This is a genomic window from Streptomyces sp. HD (genome assembly GCF_028369295.1).
Lineage (GTDB): Bacteria > Actinomycetota > Actinomycetes > Streptomycetales > Streptomycetaceae > Streptomyces.
This window is the reverse complement of sequence record NZ_JAQMYP010000043.1, coordinates 1-20,430: the sequence shown is the minus strand read 5'-3', so window position 1 is coordinate 20,430 and position 20,430 is coordinate 1. Positions and strand designations below refer to the sequence as shown.

At 69.4% G+C, this 20,430-nt stretch carries 14 protein-coding genes and 1 pseudogene; 6 read left to right on the top strand and 9 right to left on the bottom strand.

Features of this window, described 5'->3' with window-relative positions; all coding sequences use genetic code 11:
• Positions 1-378: 378 nt before the first annotated feature.
• Complete coding sequence (locus tag POF73_RS33185) at positions 379-777, bottom strand: DUF6223 family protein (RefSeq protein WP_272122751.1); 399 nt, start codon at positions 775-777, stop codon at positions 379-381.
• A 235-nt stretch (positions 778-1,012) separates the two neighbouring features.
• Here POF73_RS33185 and POF73_RS33180 point away from each other — a divergent pair, with 235 nt between their 5' ends.
• The 3 genes from POF73_RS33180 (at position 1,013) to POF73_RS33170 (ending at position 4,442) form a co-directional block, all read left to right on the top strand.
• Complete coding sequence (locus tag POF73_RS33180; RefSeq protein ID WP_272122750.1) at positions 1,013-2,140, top strand: sensor histidine kinase; 1,128 nt, start codon at positions 1,013-1,015, stop codon at positions 2,138-2,140.
• Positions 2,137-2,796, top strand: coding sequence for a response regulator (locus POF73_RS33175; protein WP_272122749.1), 660 nt, complete (start codon positions 2,137-2,139; stop codon positions 2,794-2,796). Before POF73_RS33180 ends, POF73_RS33175 begins: the two co-directional genes overlap by 4 nt.
• A gap of 356 nt (positions 2,797-3,152) precedes the next feature.
• Complete coding sequence (locus tag POF73_RS33170) at positions 3,153-4,442, top strand: ArgE/DapE family deacylase (RefSeq protein ID WP_272122748.1); 1,290 nt, start codon at positions 3,153-3,155, stop codon at positions 4,440-4,442.
• 24 nt (positions 4,443-4,466) lie between these two features.
• On the opposite strand, the gene POF73_RS33165 is transcribed toward POF73_RS33170, so the two are convergent.
• Together POF73_RS33165 and POF73_RS33155 are read right to left on the bottom strand one after the other, a co-directional pair.
• Positions 4,467-7,931, bottom strand: a complete 3,465-nt coding sequence (locus POF73_RS33165; protein ID WP_272122747.1) for an NB-ARC domain-containing protein — start codon at positions 7,929-7,931, stop codon at positions 4,467-4,469.
• 712 nt (positions 7,932-8,643) lie between these two features.
• Positions 8,644-10,902 (bottom strand): RICIN domain-containing protein, encoded by a 2,259-nt coding sequence (locus tag POF73_RS33155; RefSeq protein ID WP_272122746.1) that lies wholly within the window; start codon positions 10,900-10,902, stop codon positions 8,644-8,646.
• Between the two features lie 581 nt (positions 10,903-11,483).
• On the opposite strand from POF73_RS33155, the pseudogene POF73_RS33150 reads away from it, so the two are divergent.
• Positions 11,484-11,902: pseudogene (locus POF73_RS33150) on the top strand (LLM class flavin-dependent oxidoreductase); the annotation flags it as partial.
• 37 nt (positions 11,903-11,939) lie between these two features.
• Here the strand turns inward: POF73_RS33150 and POF73_RS33145 are convergent.
• Positions 11,940-12,419 (bottom strand): HIT family protein, encoded by a 480-nt coding sequence (locus POF73_RS33145; protein ID WP_272122745.1) that lies wholly within the window; start codon positions 12,417-12,419, stop codon positions 11,940-11,942.
• Positions 12,420-12,710: 291 nt separating this feature from the next.
• Here POF73_RS33145 and POF73_RS33140 point away from each other — a divergent pair, with 291 nt between their 5' ends.
• Complete coding sequence (locus POF73_RS33140; RefSeq protein WP_272122744.1) at positions 12,711-13,370, top strand: DUF6082 family protein; 660 nt, start codon at positions 12,711-12,713, stop codon at positions 13,368-13,370.
• A 96-nt stretch (positions 13,371-13,466) separates the two neighbouring features.
• On the opposite strand, the gene POF73_RS33135 is transcribed toward POF73_RS33140, so the two are convergent.
• The 3 genes from POF73_RS33135 to POF73_RS33125 all read right to left on the bottom strand — a co-directional run bounded on the left by POF73_RS33135 (position 13,467) and on the right by POF73_RS33125 (position 17,103).
• On the bottom strand, positions 13,467-14,453 hold the full coding sequence (locus POF73_RS33135; protein WP_272122743.1) for a BtrH N-terminal domain-containing protein: 987 nt from the start codon (positions 14,451-14,453) through the stop codon (positions 13,467-13,469).
• A 320-nt stretch (positions 14,454-14,773) separates the two neighbouring features.
• Positions 14,774-15,424, bottom strand: a complete 651-nt coding sequence (locus tag POF73_RS33130) for a hypothetical protein (RefSeq protein ID WP_272122742.1) — start codon at positions 15,422-15,424, stop codon at positions 14,774-14,776.
• On the bottom strand, positions 15,421-17,103 hold the full coding sequence (locus POF73_RS33125; RefSeq protein WP_272122741.1) for a serine/threonine-protein kinase: 1,683 nt from the start codon (positions 17,101-17,103) through the stop codon (positions 15,421-15,423). The genes POF73_RS33130 and POF73_RS33125 overlap by 4 nt, the downstream gene beginning before the upstream one ends.
• Positions 17,104-17,311: 208 nt before the next feature.
• On the opposite strand from POF73_RS33125, the gene POF73_RS46075 reads away from it, so the two are divergent.
• Positions 17,312-17,632 (top strand): hypothetical protein, encoded by a 321-nt coding sequence (locus POF73_RS46075; protein WP_334313637.1) that lies wholly within the window; start codon positions 17,312-17,314, stop codon positions 17,630-17,632.
• On the opposite strand, the gene tpg is transcribed toward POF73_RS46075, so the two are convergent.
• Positions 17,629-18,189, bottom strand: a complete 561-nt coding sequence (gene tpg, locus POF73_RS33115; RefSeq protein WP_272122739.1) for a telomere-protecting terminal protein Tpg — start codon at positions 18,187-18,189, stop codon at positions 17,629-17,631. The genes POF73_RS46075 and tpg overlap by 4 nt on opposite strands.
• Positions 18,190-18,193: 4 nt before the next feature.
• Positions 18,194-20,323, bottom strand: a complete 2,130-nt coding sequence (tap, locus tag POF73_RS33110; RefSeq protein ID WP_272122738.1) for a telomere-associated protein Tap — start codon at positions 20,321-20,323, stop codon at positions 18,194-18,196.
• Positions 20,324-20,430 lie beyond the last annotated feature (107 nt).

Genomic DNA, 20,430 nt, shown 5'->3' with positions numbered 1-20,430 from the left:
CGCACGCTGTCCGAACCAACCAGCTGCCCCTGGTTGAAGCCACTCATGAACGGGCGACCCGGACCCGGCACACTCGGAAGGCCGCTCTGCCCCACCCGCGGTTCGCCTGCCTGTTGTAGTTGGTGCCCTCCAGCAGGACCGCTTGCCCGAGAGTCGGTGGCGCACGGCGCGTCGGACCGGCTCACGTCCACGGTCGGCACCGGACGCCCGTCGGCGATCTCGGTCTGCGGCGAACTCGACGGCGTCATGGCCATCCCCGTCGCAGACACCTGCATCACCGGACTCGAATACGCCCGCAACCCGGGGAGTAGCCCCACGTGGAAACCGAGCCCCCGCAAACCCTGCGATGAACACGCCCGCCCACCGCCGCCCGGCTGGTTACGACGTGGACCTGAACTCCCGCTCGGGTCCGAAGCGGTCGGCGGTTCGCTCAGTGCGTCGGGAGCGGGCGAGAGCGAGCCGGCCGAGGGCGACGGCGATCAGGCCCAATGGGATGGCGACGATGGCTCCCACCATCCCGTTGCCGGTGCCGGGGCCACCACTGGAGGTGGCCAGATGCAGCGCCGCGAGGGCCACGCCGGCCAGGCCCACCGCCATGGCCGACAGGGCGCCTGTGCGCGCGTTGCCGGTGCTGATGCGCCCGGCGACGCGGGCCAGGGCCAGCCGGCCGAGGGCCACTCCGATGAGGCCTACTCCGAGGGCCAGGTTGGCCCCGGTCCGCCCGTCGCCGACGATTCCGCCCTCGGCGGCCACTGTCAGCACATCTGTTGCGCTCATGCCACTCTCCTCCAATTCGTGCGCCGCGATTCCCTGCGGTTTCCGCTGTGCTCCGAGAGTGCCTGCCGACCGCACTGCTGGTCGTTCGCCGGGCGCAGTCTCTTCGGACTGCCGTCGGCACAGCAGTCGACTGCCTCGCATGCGGCAGGCGGCGAGCAAGTACCGCGGGTGCGGTAGCCGACCGCTCGTCCGTGGGCGGGACTCCCCCGCGGCACTGTCCGGCTAGGGTGCGCGCATGGACACAGGGCGTTTTCATGTCCCGCCCGCTGCCATGGACTGGGCGGTTGCCGTCAGCGTGGCGGCACTGCTGCTGGGAACCGGATTGTCCGGGCAGCCCCCGGCCGGGGGGCGCGAGTGGTTCGGTGCCGTGCTGCTGGCGGCGGGCGGTCTGGCGCTGGTCGCCCGTCGCAGGGCTCCGATGGCCGTGCTGGCTGTCACCGGTCTGTGCGCGGTGGGGTACGAGGCGGCGGGTTTTGAGGTGCTCGCGGTCTCGTATCTGGTTGCCGTGTACGGCGCCGTGCGGACCGGGCGCCACGCCCTGACGGTGACGGCATCCGTGTCCCTCCTCGTCGTCCTCCCTCTCACGGCTCTGGTCTTCCGCGACGGGCCGGCGCGCGAGGCGTTCGCACAGGCCCGGAACGTGCTGGAGATCGCCTGGCTGATCGCCGCCTTCGCCGCCGGGGAGGCGCTGCGGCAGGCCGAGCGGCGGGCGGACGAAGCCGAGCGCACCCGGGAGGAGACCGCTCGGCGCCGCGCCGACGAGGAACGGCTGCGCATCGCGCGGGAGCTGCACGATTCCCTCACCCACCAGATTTCGATCATCAAGGTGCAGTCCGAGGTCGCCGTCCACGTCGCCCGCCGGCGCGGCGAGCAGGTACCCGAGACGCTGCTCGCGATCCAGACGGCCGGGCGGGAGGCGACCCGGGAGCTGCGCGCGACACTGGAGGCCCTGCGCGACGACGACACGAACCCGCCGCAGAGCCTTGAGCACGTGCCGGAACTGGTGGAGCGTGCCCGTTCGATGGGCCTGGACGCGACGCTGACGATCGAAGGGCAACGGCACGATGTGCCGGCCGCCGTGGGCCGGACCGCCTATCGCGTCGTCCAGGAGGCGCTGACCAACACCGCCCGGCACGCCTCTGCCACCACCGCGGCGGTTCGGATCGAATACCGTCCCGACGGGCTGTCCGTCCAAGTGGACGACGACGGCAAGGCCACCCCCGACGACGCTCCGGCCCCCGGCCTCGGGCTGCTCGGCATGCGCGAACGCGTCACCGCCCTCGGCGGCCGACTGCGCGCCGAACCATGCGCCGAGCATGGCTTCACCGTCCAGGCCGAACTCCCCGTGGAACGAGCATCATGATCCATGTCCTGCTGGTCGACGACCAGCCACTCATCCGCAGCGGCTTCCGCGCGCTGCTCGACCTCGAAGACGACATCCAGGTGGTTGCCGAAGCCACCGATGGAGAGGCGGGTTTGGCGCTCGCCCAGGAGCACCTGCCCGACGTCGCTCTCATCGACATCCGGATGCCGGTCATGGACGGCATCGAGGCGACCCGGCGCATCGCCGCGGACCCGGCCCTGGCCGGGGTGCACGTCGTCATCCTGACCAACTACGGCATGGACGAGTACGTCTTCGAAGCACTGCGCGCCGGCGCCGCAGGGTTCCTGGTCAAGGACATCGTGCCGGAGGACCTCCTGCACGCCGTGCGGGTAGCCGCCCGCGGCGACGCCCTGCTCGCCCCGTCCATCACCCGCAAGCTGATCCACCGGTACGTCAGCCAGCCGCCTCCCACCGTCGGTGCCGCGCTGGAGGAGCTGACCGGACGCGAACGCGAAGCAGTCGCCCTGGCCGCACGGGGCCTGTCCAACCAACAGATCGCCGACCACATGGTGATCAGCCCGATGACCGCGAAGACCCACATCAACCGGGCCATGACCAAACTCCATGCCCGCGACCGGGCCCAACTCGTGGTCCTCGCCTACGAATCCGGTCTGGTGGACCCGGGCAACCGCTGACAGCCGAAGAGCGGTTGCGGACACCGGCAGCCGGATTGCCGGTGCGTCCGACGAGGGGTGCGGCCCGGCCCGCGCCGAAGAGCACGCAACCGGCGCGGTCGCACTGCTCGGGGTGACCGCACCGATCAGGGGCGAGCTCGCGAATGCAGCCCCGACCACGAGCGCGTCGCCCGAGTGCCAGAGCCCGTGATTCACAAACGCACGGCACGCGTTCCATCGGAGATTACGCGCGCGGAAAATCGCTGCCAGTCGGCTAAATATGGAGATTGAGTACCCAATTGTCGGCCCTTAAGATCCGGTGGGGCAGCACCGTGCCGTAGCAGTGACGCACTGAGCCGTGACAGGAGCAACCGCCCATGACCACCGACGTGTTCAGTGCCGAATTGAGTTCCCAGGAGGCTGCCGCGCTGGCCGCGATCGACGAGGCCGCCATTGCCCGGTCCCTGCTGGAGTTGATCTCGATCCCGAGTGTCAGTGGGAGTCCGGCCGAGTCGGAGATCCAGCACCATCTGGCCGGGCGTCTGGACCGGCTCGGGCTGAACGTCGACCTGTGGTCCATGGACCTTCCCACGCTGCTGGCGCACCCGGACTTCCCCGGTTCGGAGGCGCCTCGCGACGAGGCGTGGGGGCTTGTGGGAACGACGGAGGACGGCGGTGAGGGACCGACTCTGATCCTCCAGGGGCATGTCGATGTCGTACCGCCCGGTGATCCGGAGCGGTGGAACGGAGACCCGTTCGTGCCAAGGGTCGTCGGGGACACGGTGCACGGCCGGGGTGCCTGTGACATGAAGGCCGGACTGGTGGCACATCTCGCTGCGCTGGAGGCGATCCGGGCCAGCGGGGTCAGGCTGCGCGGCCGGGTGGCGGTGCACTTCGTGGTCGGCGAGGAAGACGGCGGGCTCGGCGCGTTCGGCACGCTTCGGCGCGGCCACAGCGGCGACGCCTGTGTCATCACAGAGCCGACCAGCAGCACCCTGATCACGGCCAATGCCGGCGCGCTGACCTTTCGGATCACGGTTCCGGGCCTGGCCGCTCATGCCAGCTCCCGCGACGCGGGCGTGAGTGCCATCGACGCGTATGTGCCCATCCACCGGGCCCTCGCCGGACTGGAGGCCGAGCGGAACGCCGACCCCGACCCGCTGATGGCCGAGTACGCGATCCCGTACGCCTTGTCCGTCGGCACGGTTCACTCAGGCGACTGGTCCAGCAGCGTGCCCGACCTGCTGGTCGCCGAGGGACGGTTCGGCGTCCGCATCGATGAGAACCCGGCGACGGCCCGAGCCGCCCTGGAACAGTGCGTGGCCAAGGCCTGTGCGGCCGACCCCTGGCTGCGCGACAACCCGGCGACAGTGACTTGGCCGGGCGGCCAGTTCGCCAGTGGTCGTCTGCCCGCCGGACATCCGCTGCGCCAGGTGGTGCGGGAGGCTCACGCCGCGGCGAACCGGGGCGCTGTCGCCGCCGAACGCGGTGCTCCGTACGGCAGCGATCTGCGGCTCTACGCGGCCGCGGGCATCCCGACCCTGCAGTTCGGTCCCGGTGACATCGGTGTCGCCCACAGCTCGCAGGAACAGGTTTCGGTTTCGGAGATCGTCGAGGTGACCCGCGCCCTGGTGCTCACGGTGCTCCGCACCGTCAGCACCAGGTGAGGGGTGGGGACGGCGGGTGTCGATTCACCGCATGTAGGCCAGAACGTACACACCTGCCCCGCCGGTGGTGCACATCAGCTCGCCCTCCGGGTGCCAGCACAGCCCGGTGAGATCGCTCGCGAGGCGCAGCGCGCAGTGGCAGCGGCCGGTGGCCACGTCCCAGAGCCGTATGGTCTGATCGCGACCCGTTGTCGCGATCAGAGCCCCGTCCGGGGAGAAGGAGCAGTTCTCCACCCAGTTGGAGTGTCCGGTGAGCACCTTCCGCGCCGTCCCGTCGGCCACTCTCCACAATCGCACGGTACGGTCGTCGGCGGTCGTCGCGAGGAGCGTGCCGTCGGGCGAGAACGCGCAGCTGGTCACTGCGTCGGTGTGGCCCGCCAGAACCAGATGTGGGCTGCCGTCGTCGGCACGCCACAGCCGTGCGGTCCGGTCGCCGCTGGTCGTGGCGAGGAATGTGCCGTCTGGCGAGAAGGCGCAGCTGGTCACGCCCTCGGTGTGGCCGGTCAGGACGGCCCGGGTACGGGCCTCCCCGATGTGCCACAGGCGTGCGGTCTTGTCCTGGCTCGCAGTGGCGAGCAGGGTGCCGTCCGGGGAGAAGGAGCAGCCGGTCACCCAGTTGCCGTGGCCGGTGAGGACGACGTGTTCGGCGCCATCCGCGGTGTGCCACAGGCGAGTTGTACGGTCGTTGCTCGTGGTCGCCAGCAGTCGGCTGTCCGGGGAGAACGCGCAGCTGTACACCCGGTCCGTATGACCGGTCAGTACGGCCCGGTCGGCACCGTCGGGCAGCTGTCGTAGGTGGGCCGTGTGGTCGTCGCTGGTGGTGGCCAGCAGCATGCCGTCGGGCGAGAACGCGCAGCGGTACACCCGGGTGTGGCCGGCCAGGACGGCGACCTCGTTGCCGTCGGTCACCCGCCACAGCCGCGTGGTCTGATCGTTGCTGGTGGTGGCCAGCAGCGCGCCGTCGGGTGAGAACGCGCAACCCCGTATCCAGCCCGTGTGCCCGGTGAGCTGCGCCTTCACCGTGCCGTCGCACACCCGCCAGAGGCGGATGCCGTCGGCGGCGCTCGCGGTGGCGAGCAGGGTGCCGTCCGGGGAGAAGGCACATTTGTACACGGAGCTGGAATGGCCGGTGAGCACGGCGTGCTGGGTGCCGTCGGAGATCCGCCACAGCCGTGCCGTGTCGTCGTGGCCCGAGGTGGCGAGCAACGTACCGTCCGGAGAGAAGGCGCAGCTGTCCGCCATGCGTGTGTGTCCGGTGAGCACGGCGTGCTCGGTGCCGTCGGAGATCCTCCACAGCCGGGTTGTGTGGTCATTGCTGGTAGTCGCAAGCAGGACGCCGTCCGGGGAGAAGGCACACCCGGTGATACCCCTGCTGTGTCCGGTCAGTACGGCCGTGACGGTGCCGTCGGTTACCTGCCACAGCCGTGCGGTTCCGTCCTCGCTGGTGGTGGCGAGGAGCACGCCGTCGGGCGAAAAGGCGCAGCTGGTCACCCAGTCCCTGTGACCGATCAGCACGGCATGCTCGGTGCCGTCGGAGACCCGCCACAGTCGGGTTGTGTGGTCATTGCTCGTGGTGGCCAGCAGAGTGCCGTCGGGAGAGAACGCGCAGTCCCATACGCCACCGGTGTGCCCGGACAGCACGGCATGCTCGGTTCTGTCCGACACCCGCCACAGCCGGGTTGTGTGGTCATTGCTCGTGGTCGCGAGCAGAGTGCCGTCGGGAGAGAACGCACAGCTCGTCACAGCACCTTTGTGACCGGTACGCCGCGGCTGGTCCGCCTCGGGGTGGTCCGGCAGGGGCCAGTTCGGCTCCAGCCGGGGCCGTGGCAGGGTCTGTCGGTAGCGGTGGAGTTCGGTCTCCAGCGCCGGGACGTCGTGCAGGCGGCTGGCCAGTGTCGCCCCCAGGGCCTCGGGCGGATCGATGGGGCCGAGTAAGTGAGCAGCGTTCTGGAGAACCTGTCGAAGGGCCAGGGCGTCGGGCGTGTCCGACAGCTCCAGATCTGCCACGACACCCACCACGGAACCGAGCCGGCGCGTCTTCGCCTCGACCCAGCGCAGATCGCACACGAGCGTGGCCAGTTCCTCGCGTTGATCGCCGGCGGCCAGGTGATAAGGGAGATAGCGCCAGAGGTAGTTGGCGTCGGCCGGGATGGTCCACCACGGTCTCGGATCATTGTCGTGGTGAGCCAGAAGCGTGGTCGCGGCGGAGATCAGACGCCGGTGCGCCTCGCTGCGTGCGTCACGTCCCTGCCGGGTGCGCAGATAGGCACGGATGACGTCGTGCAGCACCAGCCGGGGCCCGGGGGCATCGAGCCGATAGTCAGCCACGAGTCCCAGGCCGACGAGTTCCTCGCACAGAGCATCCACCCGTACCCGGGGCCACAGCAGCCCGAGCACATCCTGCGGAATGTCGACGTCCTCAGGGAAGACGGCCAGGTCCAGACAGCAGTTCCGGTCGGCCGGCTGAAGCAGCGTCAGGCTCGCTTCCACGGTGGCCGCCACGGCGCGGCTGCGGTCGGCGGGGCGTGCGGGGTCGAAGGCGCCGGGACCGTCGGCGAGCAAGGTCCGCATGACGTGCTCGGCGGCCTCGCGCGTCGACTGGCCCCGCTCAATACGTCGCCGTAAGGCGCCGTTGACGAGATTGAGCAGGACGGGCCAGCGGCCGGCCACCTTGGCCAGCCCCTCGGCGGTCTCGGCGGGGAGCCCGGCCACGCCCTCGGTGAGAAGCAGCCGAGCCTGTTCGGTGGACATGGCGTCCACCACGAGATGCCGGCCTCCGGCGGGCAGCAGGTCGGGGATCCGGGTGGTGATGAGTCGGGTGCACTCCCGCCCCCCGAATCCGAACGGCCGTAGCTGCGACACCTCCCACACGTCGTCGACGACCAGCAGCACCGGCTCCGCCCGCTCGTCGAGCAGTCGCCCCAACTCGGCCCCCGCCGCGTCCGGATCGGACAGCGTGGGCCGTCGCCCGCTCAGCACCCAGGCCAGGTCATTGATCCGCTCGGCCAGATCCGCGCCGCGGATCTCCTGGCCGAGGGTCGCCCACAGCAGACCGCCCGGATAGCGCCCGGGCAACTGGGGCTGGCGGCATGCCCAGGCCGCCAGCGTCGTCTTGCCGAACCCTCCAGCGCCGCGCAGCCCGGTGGTCATCCCCACCTCGGTGGCCTCGGGCGCGAGCAGCGCGGACATCAGCCGACCGGCCAGTTCCGGCCGCTCCACGATCCAGTCCAGCGGCGGTGCCATCCAGGGTCGTCGGTACCTCTCGGACGCTCCAGCCCCGCCGTTCGCCCCGCCCCGCCCGCTCAGGTCGGCTTCGCGGTCCACCCGCCACACCTCGAAGCTCACCCACACCGCGACCAGTACGGACAGGGAGACTCCCACCGTCCACGTCCACTGCGACGTCGCCAGATTGGCCAGCGCGCCTGCCCCGAATGCGAGCAGTGTCGACGCCCCCGTCGCGGTCCCCTGCCTGGAGAGCCTCCGCCGCACCCCACACCACCTTCGCCACGACATCGAGGAACTCCCCTTCCCTCGATGCAACCGCCCGTACCCGGCAAGGTACCTAGAGCGACCCCGCAGTGCCGCCAAGGCTGGGCAACCGATGCGGACGCGACCAGTCCACGGACCTGCGCTCTCCGGGACCCCACTGAAGACCGCTGATGTATTCCACCGAGGCCGGCCCTTCAACCGCCGCCAGTCGGCCAACCTCGACTGCCTTCAACGGGGTGCCCGGCACAGCCATGAACTCCCCAACGGGCTTGGGGCAATGAAGACTTGAGGACAGGCAGGCATGTCGCCGTCCTACCGAACGGCACCGGCACAACGCCGACGCCCGCCACCCCGACGTACTGGTCCCCCAGCGCAAGGAACGCGTCCGCATCCGCGGTGCGAATGGCATCCGCTGGGGCGGGCGCCCTTGAAGACCGAAGCCCGGACACCCTGAACATCCAACTCCGTTACTACAGCTGCAGGTTGCCGCGAATGGAATGCGGGTGCCGGATCCGCGGCGCGTGTGACCGTCCGTCCTACGACGACATGTGAGGCGCCTGCAGCAGTGGCAGCCCGCTGTGTGCCGGGACGAGCACCTCACCTTCGCCGAGGACGCCGGCCATGTGCTGCGCCGCCCCACCCTCGCGCCGTCGTGAGCGCATTGCACGGCGCGGAACCGCTGTGCCGACGGATGGCGCAGCGGGGACTGACGTCATGTGATCGTCCAGTGCTGCCGGGCGGAGTCGGTGTTCGTCTCCTGGGTCACCGGGGAGTGGTCGGAGGTCGAGGCGGTGGTGAGCAGCAGTCCGCTCTTCGCCGAGGCGACGGTGTACGCGCCGTTCGCCAGCCTGGTGACGAGCCAGCGTTGGTTGACGCCTCCGTGACAGGTCCACTGAATCACCTTGGCCCCGGCGGAGGAGGAGGCGCCTGAGACGTCCGCACACAGGCCGGATTCGCTGTTGACGAGCTCGTACGTGCCGTCCGGCTGCTGGGTGAAGCGCCATTTCTGGTTCGCCCCGCCGGTGCTGGTGTACGTGATGAGCGCGGTGCCCGGCTCCTGACTGTGGTTCGGGTTGTCCAGTGCCTTGCCGCCGGTGGTGAGGGTGCGTGTTCCGTTCAGGCTTCCGGTTGTCGACCCGACGGCGGTCATCCTCAGCCTCTGTTCCGCGGCGGTGCGTGATCCGCCGACGGGGCTGCCCGTGATGTTGGTCCAGAAGCGGGCGGGCGTGGTCTCGGCGAGGCGTGCGGAGTCTGCGGACATGCCGATCACCAGGCCGCTGTAGCGGTTGACCAGCCGGTATGTGCCGTCCTGTGCTCCGCCGGTGGAGGTGCCGGGGACGATGAACCACTGCTGGCCGACGGTGGGTCCGCTGGTTCCGGGCGCGGTGACGGTCGGCTCGGTGCCCCAGGCGCGGGTCGCGGTGTGGGTGCCGGCGACTCCCAGGAGCCGGCCGGTGGCCGCGTTGGCGATTCGGTACGAGCCGTCGCCGTTGGCGGCGAAGGACCACGCTTCGCGGTCGGAGCCGGTGGCGGCGGCCAGCGAGGTGGTGGCGGAGCCGTCAGCGACCTGGGCGAGTACGCGGCCGTTCCCGCTGTCGATCCGGTAGGTCTTGGTCGGGTCGAAGGGGGGCTTGGCGGGCGCGCTTGAGTCGACGGTGACGTTGGCGTACTCGCCGCTGGAGCCGGCGCATTCGATCGAGCAGTAGGAGCGGAACGTCTTCCCGACGATCGTGGAGTTGGTCTTGTTCGCGCCGTCGAGGAACCAGCGGTACCAGGAGCTGGAGGTGTAGCTGCCGGAATCGCCCGCCAGGCGCCACTTCTGGGTCGCCAGGTTGTCGGTGACGTAGAACTGTTGCGGGCCCGGCTTCTTCACGACCTCGGGTGTGCCGATGTACAGGCCGAGGTGGGCGTCGTACGTGATGTTCATGACGAACAGCGGGGAGGTCGGGGGAAGTTCACCGTCCGTGATCTGTTCCTCCACGGTGCCGGGGTTGGTCGGGTCGTAGTCGTCTTCGACGGGCGTGTAGCCCTTCGAGTTCGAGGACCTCACCGGCTCCATGTTGCTTTCCCGGCCGCCCACGCCGTGCTGGGACCAGGTGCCGTCGTACCACTTCTCCCAGGAGTCCGACGCCATCTTCTTGGCGATGGGGGCGCGGGCGACGTGTGCTTGGAAGGCCTTCCAGCCGCCGCCCTTCTCGACCACTCGGGAGCCGTAGAAGACGTAGAAGTACCCGGAGGCGGTGTCGGCGAAGAGCCGCTGGTCGCCGTCGCCGTAGTAGTACGTCTTGTGTGGGAACTGCTGGTTGTCGCCTCGTTGGGTGCTGTACGGGGAGGTGATCGCGTGGCCCTTGATGCTCCAGGTCTTGCCCTGGTTCGTCGAGACCGCGTAGTCGATCGCGTCGTAGTGGATGCCATCGCCGAACGGCTGCGGGGTGAACTCGTTGTGCACCAGGCCGTACCAGTCGCCGGTGTCCGGATCGACCCACACTCCGGACAGGTCGCAGTAGTTGCGCTGGGAGTAGCCGGAGCCGGCAGGTGCGTTCGTGGACTTCACGCCGGTGGGGCTGTTGTTGCACCGCCAGGTCGTGTCGTTGTTCTTGTCGTCGGGGTTGGCGGGATTCACCGCGTCACTGATCGCGGCCGATCGTTTGGCGTCGTCGAAGTTCGCGCCGGTGAAGAAGTCCCAGTACCGGGGGTCGTTCTTGCCGTACAGCGCGGCGGACTGCTGGAAGTAGAACGTGCCGTCCTTGTCGATATAGGTACTGGCGGGGGTGTCCGTCGGGTGCGCGTAGGAGCCCGAGGACCCGATGGTGACCGTGAACGTGGCGTCGGGTGCGACCGCCTGTGTTTTCGGGGCCCGCGGGGCGGCTGCCCACGCCAAGGCCGTCGACCCAGTGGTCAGTGCGTTGCCACACGCCAACGCGACCGCCATGGCGACGGCGGCGACTGCGAGTCTTCGAAGAGGTTCCATGGCTGCTCCGTCTTCGTAGCGGTAGGTGCCTGGTAGGTGCCTGGCCCGTGACCGCGCGGCCCGGGGCCAGGCCGTTTCACCGGTTCGGTGAGCGGTTCCGGCAGTGATCGGTTACGGCAGGTGCCATCGCTGGTTCGTCCCGCTGTTGCAGTCCCGCGGCTCAAGGCGGGCCTGGTGGCGCCCTATTGCAGCCTCGAATTGGTCGCCGGATGTCGGCCACACGAGCCTGCGACCGCTGAGCAGATGTAGATCCCGCTGATATGGGCAGTTGCGCAGTTGACGCTGTTGAAAAGGTGACGCTGGTCAGCCCGAATGCAGGGAATGCCGGGCATCTGCCGACTCACGGAGACGTTGCCACCTCCAACGTCGGCGAAAGCCCGGGCTGGACATGTGCTGTTCCTCTCTTGCTGGCCGGTCGTGTTTCGGCAATACCGGTTGTACGCACCTCTACGGAGCGCCGCCATGGACAAATGCGCGACCGGACTTGGATTCTGCACGCATGGTCTTTCGTGCCGGCCAGTTGGCGACGCCGGATCCCCGGTGGTGAGGTGAGGTGACCGGCCCGGTCGGCGAGGTGGAGAGATTGCTGCCACCATGCGCTGAGCTGCACGCGCGAGGCGTACGACTACGCGGTGCGGCATATCTGGGCCGGTGCCGAACGAGCGGGCAGGGACTGGCAGTCGCTCGACATCGGCGCCTGGGTCGTCTTCGCCACCGGATTCGACTTCGCGGCCGCGAGGGAGGCGGCCCGCAGCATGGTCGGCATCTATGCCTCCTCGATGCCCGAGGAGCAGCTGCGCCGTAACGGGGTGGCCCCGGCGAGCTCAAACCGGTCATCGACGCCATCGCCGCCGGTGACCTCGTCCGCGGCATCGAGCTGACCAGCCCGGAGCTCGCCGATCGCCTCTCCATTTCCGGCGCGCCCGAGGAGTGCCTGGACAAGATCCAGTGGGAGATCGCCCCGAGCGGCGTCAACCACATGATCTGCGCCCTCACCGACGGCCTTCGGCTGACCTGGCGGTCGGCGGGCTCACTCCTCAGGCCATCGAACTCAATCGGTCCAGTTCACTGCTGATCGCGTCCCGCAGTACGTCGTGCTGCGGGCCGAGCCTGAAGCTCTCGTCACTCCACCGGTCAGGGGGATACAGCCACACGGGCTTGTTCACCAACTCGGGCGGCTCCCACTCGAACCGCGGCCAGACGTGGACGTGCAAGAACGGGTCCGTGTTGCCCAGGATCTCCAAGTTGACCCGGCGGAAATCAGGGTCCAGACGCTGGCCGACCCGCTCAACGGCTTCTCCAAGCCGGTCCATGTCGGACAGAAAAGCCAGCCGCTTGGCTCTCGGCAGGTCAGACAGCCGTTGGACACCGGGTTCATCCACGAGGAGAACCGAGTAGCCCGGCAAGAACTGCACGTCGCCGATCACCGCGAACCCCGCCTCAAGCCGCCGCAGTACCGTGGGGTTCTCACTTCGCAGAGCAGCCCCGATCCGATCCGTCCGCCAGTCGCCGGCCACGGGCACCAATCCATCCGTAAGTGATCAAGCCATTCTCTCTGCTTTCCCCTCTGCCCAACGCGTACGCGTCGACGACAAACCACGTGAAGACAGGAGCCAAGCCGGCCTCATTCAAGCCTCTGGCCTCAGGTCCCTGACCGCCTACGACCTCATGCCGATTGCCGGTACTTGGCGCCGCAGAACCGGCCCGCCCGCACTCGCACCACGCCGTGCAGAGCAGGCTGCACATCGCCTTGCCGTTTCCCCTGGCCCCTCGCACGATGCAAGTCCGACGCGAAGTCTGGGGGCACCATGAGCGCTGCGCGTACGCAGACGAAGGGCACAATCGCCGGCGGGTTCCTCCTCGCCCTGGCCCTGATCGCGCTCGTGGCAGCGACGCCGTTCCTGCTCGCCGGTGCCGTCGGCACCCGCACGGACTGGCCCCAACTGGCCAACGTCAGCCAGGCCTACGCGGCCATCTCCGTCCTCTTCTCCGGCATCGCGCTCGCCGGCGTCGCCGCATCCCTGGCCTACCAAGCCCGGCAGGTCCACAACGACCGGGAGGACGCCCAGCTCGCAGCGCATCGAGAACTGACGTCATGGTTGCTCAACGACCCGGAGCTGTTGGTGTGTTGGGGCCCACCGCCCCGGCCCGTCCCAGCGCTGCGGGCCAAGCAGCACGCCTACGTGAACCTGATCATCAGCTTCTGGCATGCGGACTTCATCGTCCATCGCCTCAGCGCATCGGTCGTGCAGGGCGCCGCAATGCATCTGTTCCGGGGAGAGATCGGCCGCGAATTCTGGGAAATGCAGGGAGGGAACTGGAAGGCTACGGCAACCGCACGTGGGCGGCGCAGTAGGCGATTTGCCGAACTGGTCGACGAGGGGTTCTCCCGAGCCTGCGCAGCCGGGCCACCGATTCCGGCATCCCTGTTCCACCTGCCCAGTCCCCCATCGCCGGGCATCACCTGACCTGAAACGCCCCCGGACCCTGGTCCTGGAACACCATCGCATCCAGGGACAATAGCTGGGCCTCATCGGCTCAGAGCCGCCCCGAAGCCGCTGGCCTCATGCGAGGCAGTTCAGCGCCTGCATGGCCTCGCGCTCTATGCGTGAAAGATCGCAGAGGATGGTGCCTGCCTGTATGAGGCACTGCTCATTGTCTGATTCACCGGCTTTTGCGATCAGTGCTGCGACTTCCGTCCACAGGGCGGCTGCCTCGGTGTACAACTCATGGCCCGTGCGCAGGTGACTCCTGTCGAGGAAGTGGCTGCATTCGGCGAGGAAGTCCCGGTAGAAGTTACGGAACAGGGCGCCGCCCGTGCCTGCTTTCTCCATCAGGAGGGCGGCCTGTGGCAGGTCCCGCTGAGGGTTGTCCGTGCGCTGGAGCCATGTGCGTACCAGCTTGCCGGCCTTCTCGATGCCTCGGTGGCCGAGGTTGGCGATGGGCGGGTTGAGGAAGGCGTGGGCGCAGGCGGTGATGGCGGGGATGATCTGGCTCTGGGGCGAGGGCAGGTTCCTCGGAACGGTGAGGGTGAAGGACCGGTGCTTGGCGGTCATCGGGCCGCGTGCGGCCCTGGCCTGCGCGAGGCTGGTCAGGCTGGTGGACACCGTTCCGCCTTGCTGGTCGGTGTCCACCAGGTAGGCGTTGTGGTCGTCGTAGCCATGCATGGCGACGACATGGCCGCCGAAATGCACCTTTGACCCGAAGTAGTCCAAGTAGTAACTGTCGAGCTGCAGTCCGACGGGGCGACCGGAGTCGATGAGGGGCACCACGTTCTCCCAAGCCCTGCGGGGTGAGGTGGTCTCCTGGACCAGAAGCTCCAGCCCGAGTCTGTTGGCCAGGTTTCTGCTGAGGTCGAACGGCTTGACCCGTCCCCCGAGGAAGGGGAAGCCCATGTTCTTGCTGTCCCAGTAGATGAAGGACAGACCGGCTCCGAGGCCGAAGAGCATGGGCTCGGACAGATCGAGTCCCTGGTGCCGCAGCAGCACACCCAGAGTTGTCGTCTCGCAGTGCTGTGAGCTGCGTGCCTCAATGCCTGTCACCGTGGCCATGCCATGCTTTCCTGGACGGAGATGATCAGCCGCGTCCATGCTCCCACCGCAAGCCCTCTGGTGTTGCCGAAACTCACCGGCATAGCCAGCCCGGGGCCGGTCAGCGCCCGGGAACCTTCCGCTACTTCATCCTGTCTCTCTCCACGGGCCAGCTCGGATGAACCACAAGGAACGGGCCGGGTGACTCACTGACGGCGGCCGGGCCAGGCGCCCCCGCATCCCCGGATCCTGCCCGGAAATCCTGGTTCGGTCGACGCGTCCGTCATTCACCGGGGGCTCGGCCGTCGGCACGATGACCGCTGACAGCCACGGGGCAAGCCTCACTGGCAGTCGTACGTGAACTGGGAGACTGCCTCCGGGTGGCTTGGGGAGAGAACGCGTAGTTCGGCCCGTGCGGTGTGGCGGCCCTTGCCCTGGAAGGTCCAGCGCAGGTGCAGACGTGCCTGCTTCTGATCCCGGGCCACCTCCTCGCGCAGGATGCCCGAGGCGGTGCCGTCGCTGCGGATCCAGCGGTAGGAGAGGGTGCCCGGCCGGCCGTTCGTGGTGACGACGGCGACGATGTCCGCGGTGGCATCGCACGTCAGCACGGTCGGCCGGGCCGTGACTCTCACTGTGCGCACGTCGATGGACGGGCCGAGCCGCTGCCAGGCGAGGAAGGCGAGCACACCGATCAGCACCAGTGCGGGCAGCGCGTGTCTGCGCAGCCGCCGGTGAGTGGCCGGGCGCCCGGCAGGTGGCGGTACGGCGGGCAGCGTCCGGTGGGTGCGGTAGGTGACGGCGGCGGTCACCCCCGGGCCGAACCGCAGCACGGTGCCCTCGACGCGATCCGGCACCGTCGCCGTCGTCGGCGTCGGCGTCGGCGGCTCAAGGAGGGTCGCGTCCGGCTCCGGGCGCTGGATCCAGTGGCTGGCCAGGACGGTGGCGCTGTATTCGCCGTCCTCGCGCTCGGCGTCGTCGTTCCGCGTGGTCATCCGATCTCACACTGCCTGGTCAAGAGCTGCTGTGAGGCGCCGCCGTCCGAGGAGGCCGGCGTGGTCGTGATCTGCACCGCCCAGTAGCAGCTGCGGCTGAGGAAGGTGTGGTCGACGGTCAGGGCGTACTGGGTGGCGCCGCTGCGTTCGAACGTCTGGGAGGCGCCGTCCGGTGTGCCGAGCTGACCCGCGGTGTTGCTCGTGAACCACGCCACCGTGATGGTGACCGGCCCGGTGCCGTCCGTGGTGACGCCCAGGGTCGCCGTGGCGGTGGTCGGTCCCGTCTGACGGAAGTCGGACACGGCGACGTCCTTGACCGCGGTGGGGGCCGGAGCGTCGGTCGTCGGCGGCACCTCGGCGGTCGGGACCGTCGATGTCGTCCCGTCGGGTGGTGTCGTCTCCGGGTCCGGGTCCGTGGTCCCGGGCCCCGCAGTCGCGTCTGCAGTGGTGCTCGCGGAGGGAGAGGACGACTGGCCGGGTGACGCGGTGGACGCCGGGGACGAGGACGGCGATGCGGAAACCGCAGCGGTGGTGGTGGGTCCCGTCGGTACTTCGCCGGGCTGGGCGCTGGTGGTGGCCAGGGCCTGTGCCGCCTGCTGTGGGTCCGCTTGCGGGGTGTGCTCGATGCCGTATGTCAGGAGAATGCCCAGGAGTACGACCGCTGCGGACACGAGAGCCCCCGCCTTGCTGGGCTTCCACGATCCCGCCCAGCCGTGGTCCGGGTCATGGCCTCCCCCACCGCCGGGATCCCGGACCGCGTCCGGCCGCAGAACCGTACGGGCCGTGTCCACGGTCGTGTGCGGAGCGCTGCGTGCCGACGGCAGCAACAGCGGCAGCAGAGCCACCAGCGCGGCGAGCCGGCCACGGCCGCGTTCCTCCCAGTCGGGCCCGTAGGCGGCACCGGCGGCCGCCTCCAGCTCCGCGACGAACTCCTCGGCGTGCGCGGGCCGTTCATCCGGGTCCTTGGCCAGACCGTGCCGCACCAGTTCACGCACCGCCTCGGGGACTTCCTCGGCGGGGACGGGCGCCTCGACGTGCTGCAGCGCGAGTTCGGCGAGATGGTCACCCGTGTACGGCTTGCGGCCGGTCAGGCACTCGAAGAAGGTGGCCGTGGCCGCGTACACGTCGGCGGCGGGTGAGGCGGGTGCGCCGGTCCATTGCTCCGGGGCCATGTAGGCAGGGGTTCCGGCCACACCGACGCTGGCGCCGGCGTCCACCGCGATCCCGAAGTCGACGAGCTTGGACGCTCCGTCCGGCTCGACCAGGACGTTCTCCGGCTTGTAGTCCCGGTGGACGACACCGACACGGTGCGCATCCGCCAGGCCGAGCAGCGACCCCTTGAGGATCACCAGCGCCGACTCCGATTCCAACGGCCCCTCGCTGGCCAGCAGGGCCCGCAGCGAGACGCCGTCCACCAGCTCCATCACGATGGCGGCACCGTCCGGGCTCTCGACGTACTCGTAGAACACGGCGACGTACGGGCTCTCCAGCCCGCCGAGCAGCCGTGCCTCCGCCCTGAAGTCGTGCACGAAGCCGGGCCGGTCGCGCAGTGTCTCGCTGAGGTACTTCACCGCGACCGGCACACCGGTCTCCTCGTGCACGGCCAGGACGACCCGTCCGCTGGCCCCCGCGCCAAGCTCCAGTGTTTCGGTGTACCCGGGCACCGCCCATGTGTTCATGCGTCCCCCCTAGGCCGCCTTGCCCCACGCTCCCCCCGGAGCTCGGGCCACGGGCTGAGAGACACATTTTCGGCCATTGCGGTTGCAGGGGAAGAGGCTTCGCCGAATTTCCGTGGACACGCGAGACCTCAACGACGCACCCCAGGTCGGAGCCCTGGTGTGCGTCGGTACGCCGGTTGATCAGCTGTCGGTCGTGGGAGGCACGTCGATGACCCTCCAGCGCCGGCTGGAGCAGGAGTTCGGCCACCACACGACGATCTCGGCTCCGTCGCTCGTGGACTGGCCGCAGAGGTCAGGGAGCCGGCCGGTGGCGGCGTTGGGGAGGGCCCAGGTGCCCTCGCCGGTCGTCGGCGTGATCCAGTGGGCGGCACTGTCGGCACGGCGCTCGGCGGCCTCGGAGGAAGTCGGCGCCTTCCTCTTCTTGGCCCTGGTAGCCGTCGTCGGCCTGCCGGTTCGCGACGCGTTCGGCGTCATTCTTCGGGTCCGGGAACGGGCAATTGATGCTCGCCATGAAAGGCTCAGAAATTAGTAGTCGAGATCCAGGTAGTCGATGTCATTGATATCCACGTCCGACAGTCCCATGGCGCGGGAACCCCCGTCTTGGAAATAGATGTCTTTGAACCCTTCAGCGATGATCCCGCGCATCTCCTGGTCGCTGGCGCCTGCGTCGCGGGCGTCGAACAGGCGCTGTGCGTAGGCCGGGGGGAGGTGTACGGTCAGGCGCCGGAACCGTCCGTCGTCGGTCGTGCCGACCGGCGCGGTGTAGCCGAACCGGGCCCTCGTCTCCACCGTGATCCCGCCGGTGGCGGCGGCTTGGCGCTGCCGGCGCCTGCGTACCTGCGGCTGCCACCGCCGCCGCACCAGGTCGTCGATTTTCACGGCGACGTCGGCGCGAGCATGCTTGCGGGCGCCGCGCCGGTAGCGGTTGACGGAGTCGGCAGTGACGCCGATCTCCTGGGCTACGGCCTTCGCGCTGCCCAACTGCCGGATCAGGTAGCCGATCTGCCCCTTGAGCGTCTTCGGCGGCTCCCGGGTGAATGACTCCCGGTCGGCCCGCTCGATGGCGTCCTCGATCTCTCCCGCCACAGTCCTACTCTCCCTCGTCCAGGACGGCGTCGCCGCCCTTGATGTGGCGGGCCGGGTTGAAACCCTGCTCCATCAGGTCGACCGCCCAGGCCATCGCCTGGACGCCCTCCAGCTTCGCCAGGCCCGGCGTCGGTCCGAGGCGGAACCCGCCCGGCTGTGCCTTGCCGGACGCCGCGTACGGCAGGAAGTCGAGCGGGGAGGCGCCGGGGCTCGGGTAGACGACGCAGTCGGAAAGCACCGCGAGCGGGTACAGGCCGGTCAGCCGCTGCATGTTGAGCAGCTTGCGGTGCATGTTGACCCGGGCCTTGCTGATGACAGCGGCACGGATGTCGGGGCGCCAGGTCGGCCGCTCCAGGGCCGGCCACCGCTCGCCCTCCTTGTAGGACTTGCCCTGCGGCCGCTCCCTGAGCTTGCCGACGCCGCCCTTCACCGTGGCCTTGATCGCGGACAGCACGGCGGCAAGCGCCGGGTCGACCTGCTTGTGCTTCTCCATCGCCGCCAGGAACTCGGCGTCCGACAGGTCCTTGGTGACGCCGAGGTCGGCGAGGGTGTCGACGTAGGCGTTCTTCAACCGGTCGTGCCACGGGTCCAGATAGGCACCGGTCTCACGGCGCAGGTACGCCTCGATCGGCTCCACGTTGTGGCCGAGCTCCTGGGCGTAGGCGACGGTGTGCGTCTGGTACCAGGCCGGTCCCGTCGGCCTGCTGCCGTCCGGAGTGAACGGGCTGGGCAGGCGCGGGTCCAGCTCGATGTAGGACAGGTCGACCAGCCACGAGCCAGGGATCTTCGGGTTGAACGTCGGAGCGTGGAAGTGGTCCGGTGCGGACAGCCCGACGACCAGTCGGGCTGCCGCGGCGAGGAACGCCGTGTTGAGGTCCAGGCCGACCGCGCACGGCAGCGTGCACTCCTGCGCGGTGAGCAGGTCGACGTCGCGGACCCACTGGTAGGCCTCCTCGTTCAGGAAGCCGCCCTTCCAGCCCGAGTTGACGACCACGGGGTGCTCGGGAGTGGCCTCCGGCGGCGCCGGGTCCATCGGCTCCGTGCCGAGCGAGCCGGGGTTGTGGCCGGACACCCAGTTCCCGCTCGCTTCGTCCCGCACGGCCTTCGTCGGCGGGCGCATCGCCGTCATCAGCTCCAGGCCCGAGACGGCCGTCGATCCGCGCGGGGTGATGACCCGTTGGGCGTACACACCCAGGATGCGGGCGATGTCGGCCGGCTCCATCTCGGAGACGCCGGGCCAGGACCGCTCATCGAGGGCGTCCCAGGACAGGATCGCCAGCTGCACGCACTGCCGCTCGCGCCCCTGCGCCTTGCGGTAGATCCTGGCCCACGGCCCGAACCCACGCTGAGTCAACTGCCAGCGGGCCTTCGCGACTTGCTTGACGACGGGGTGGTCTTCGGGCAGACGCAGGGAACGGCGCTGCTCGTGGCCCTCCAGGCGCTCCGGCAGCCCGAGCTTCACGGCGGCCGCGCCGGTCAGCACGATCAGCGGGTCGCTGTCCTTGCCGTAGCGGTGCAACTTCGCGGCGCCCAGACCGGACTCACGCAGCGTCCACTCCACCAGCTCCGGAATCGTTGACGCCGGACAGTCCAGCACGATCCCGTCGACACCGTAGGCATTCCCGTCGCCGTCCAGCACCGCGAGCGGACCGTGCGGGAAGCGCGGGTCGACGGCGGTCGCAGCGGCCTTCCGCACTACCGGACGTCGCGACGATGCGGCCGTGCGGCGGGCGAGCGGACGCTCCGGCCCGGGTCGGCCGGCGGGCGCCTCCACCGGTGCGGCGCTCTCGGGCCCGCCCGCGGCCGGGCCGGTGAACGTCTGCGGCACCTCCGGCTGGGGCGCGGCCACCGGGGCCGGGGTGGGCGTGGAACCGGGGGCGTCGTGGGCGGGGTACTTCACTGCCCACCCGTTCAGCAGTCGCTGATACGCCTCCAGGCGCGGCGATTTGGGTTCGGAGCGCCCGTTCTCCCAGTTCTTGACGGTCTGCTCGGTCACACCCAAGGCTTTCGCCATGCGGGCCTGAGTGATGCCGGCGGCCTCGCGCAGCCGGGCCCGCTCCGCCGGAGGCGGGAGCTGCGGCTCCTCCTCCAGCAGCGCGTCCACATTCGCGAACAGCTCGTCCTCGGATGCCATGTGCGCCTACCTCCACCGCGAACACTAGCAGCCCTACCCCCTACATTTAGCGCCTTTCTTTAACCCGTGCGGACTAGAATCGGCGGTAAAGAGCTACAGCTTGCGGG

Excerpts from the sequence above, each read along its gene's own strand:
- POF73_RS33175 (WP_272122749.1), top strand. The coding sequence starts at position 2,137 with ATGATCCATGTCCTGCTGGTCGACGACCAGCCACTCATCCGCAGCGGC.
- POF73_RS33135 (WP_272122743.1), bottom strand. The coding sequence starts at position 14,453 with ATGGCCACGGTGACAGGCATTGAGGCACGCAGCTCACAGCACTGCGAG.
- POF73_RS46075 (WP_334313637.1), top strand. The coding sequence starts at position 17,312 with ATGACCCTCCAGCGCCGGCTGGAGCAGGAGTTCGGCCACCACACGACG.
- POF73_RS33170 (WP_272122748.1), top strand. The coding sequence starts at position 3,153 with ATGACCACCGACGTGTTCAGTGCCGAATTGAGTTCCCAGGAGGCTGCC.
- POF73_RS33130 (WP_272122742.1), bottom strand. The coding sequence starts at position 15,424 with ATGACCACGCGGAACGACGACGCCGAGCGCGAGGACGGCGAATACAGC.
- POF73_RS33125 (WP_272122741.1), bottom strand. The coding sequence starts at position 17,103 with ATGAACACATGGGCGGTGCCCGGGTACACCGAAACACTGGAGCTTGGC.
- POF73_RS33185 (WP_272122751.1), bottom strand. The coding sequence starts at position 777 with ATGAGCGCAACAGATGTGCTGACAGTGGCCGCCGAGGGCGGAATCGTC.
- tap (WP_272122738.1), bottom strand. The coding sequence starts at position 20,323 with ATGGCATCCGAGGACGAGCTGTTCGCGAATGTGGACGCGCTGCTGGAG.
- POF73_RS33155 (WP_272122746.1), bottom strand. The coding sequence starts at position 10,902 with ATGGAACCTCTTCGAAGACTCGCAGTCGCCGCCGTCGCCATGGCGGTC.
- POF73_RS33140 (WP_272122744.1), top strand. The coding sequence starts at position 12,711 with ATGAGCGCTGCGCGTACGCAGACGAAGGGCACAATCGCCGGCGGGTTC.
- POF73_RS33180 (WP_272122750.1), top strand. The coding sequence starts at position 1,013 with ATGGACACAGGGCGTTTTCATGTCCCGCCCGCTGCCATGGACTGGGCG.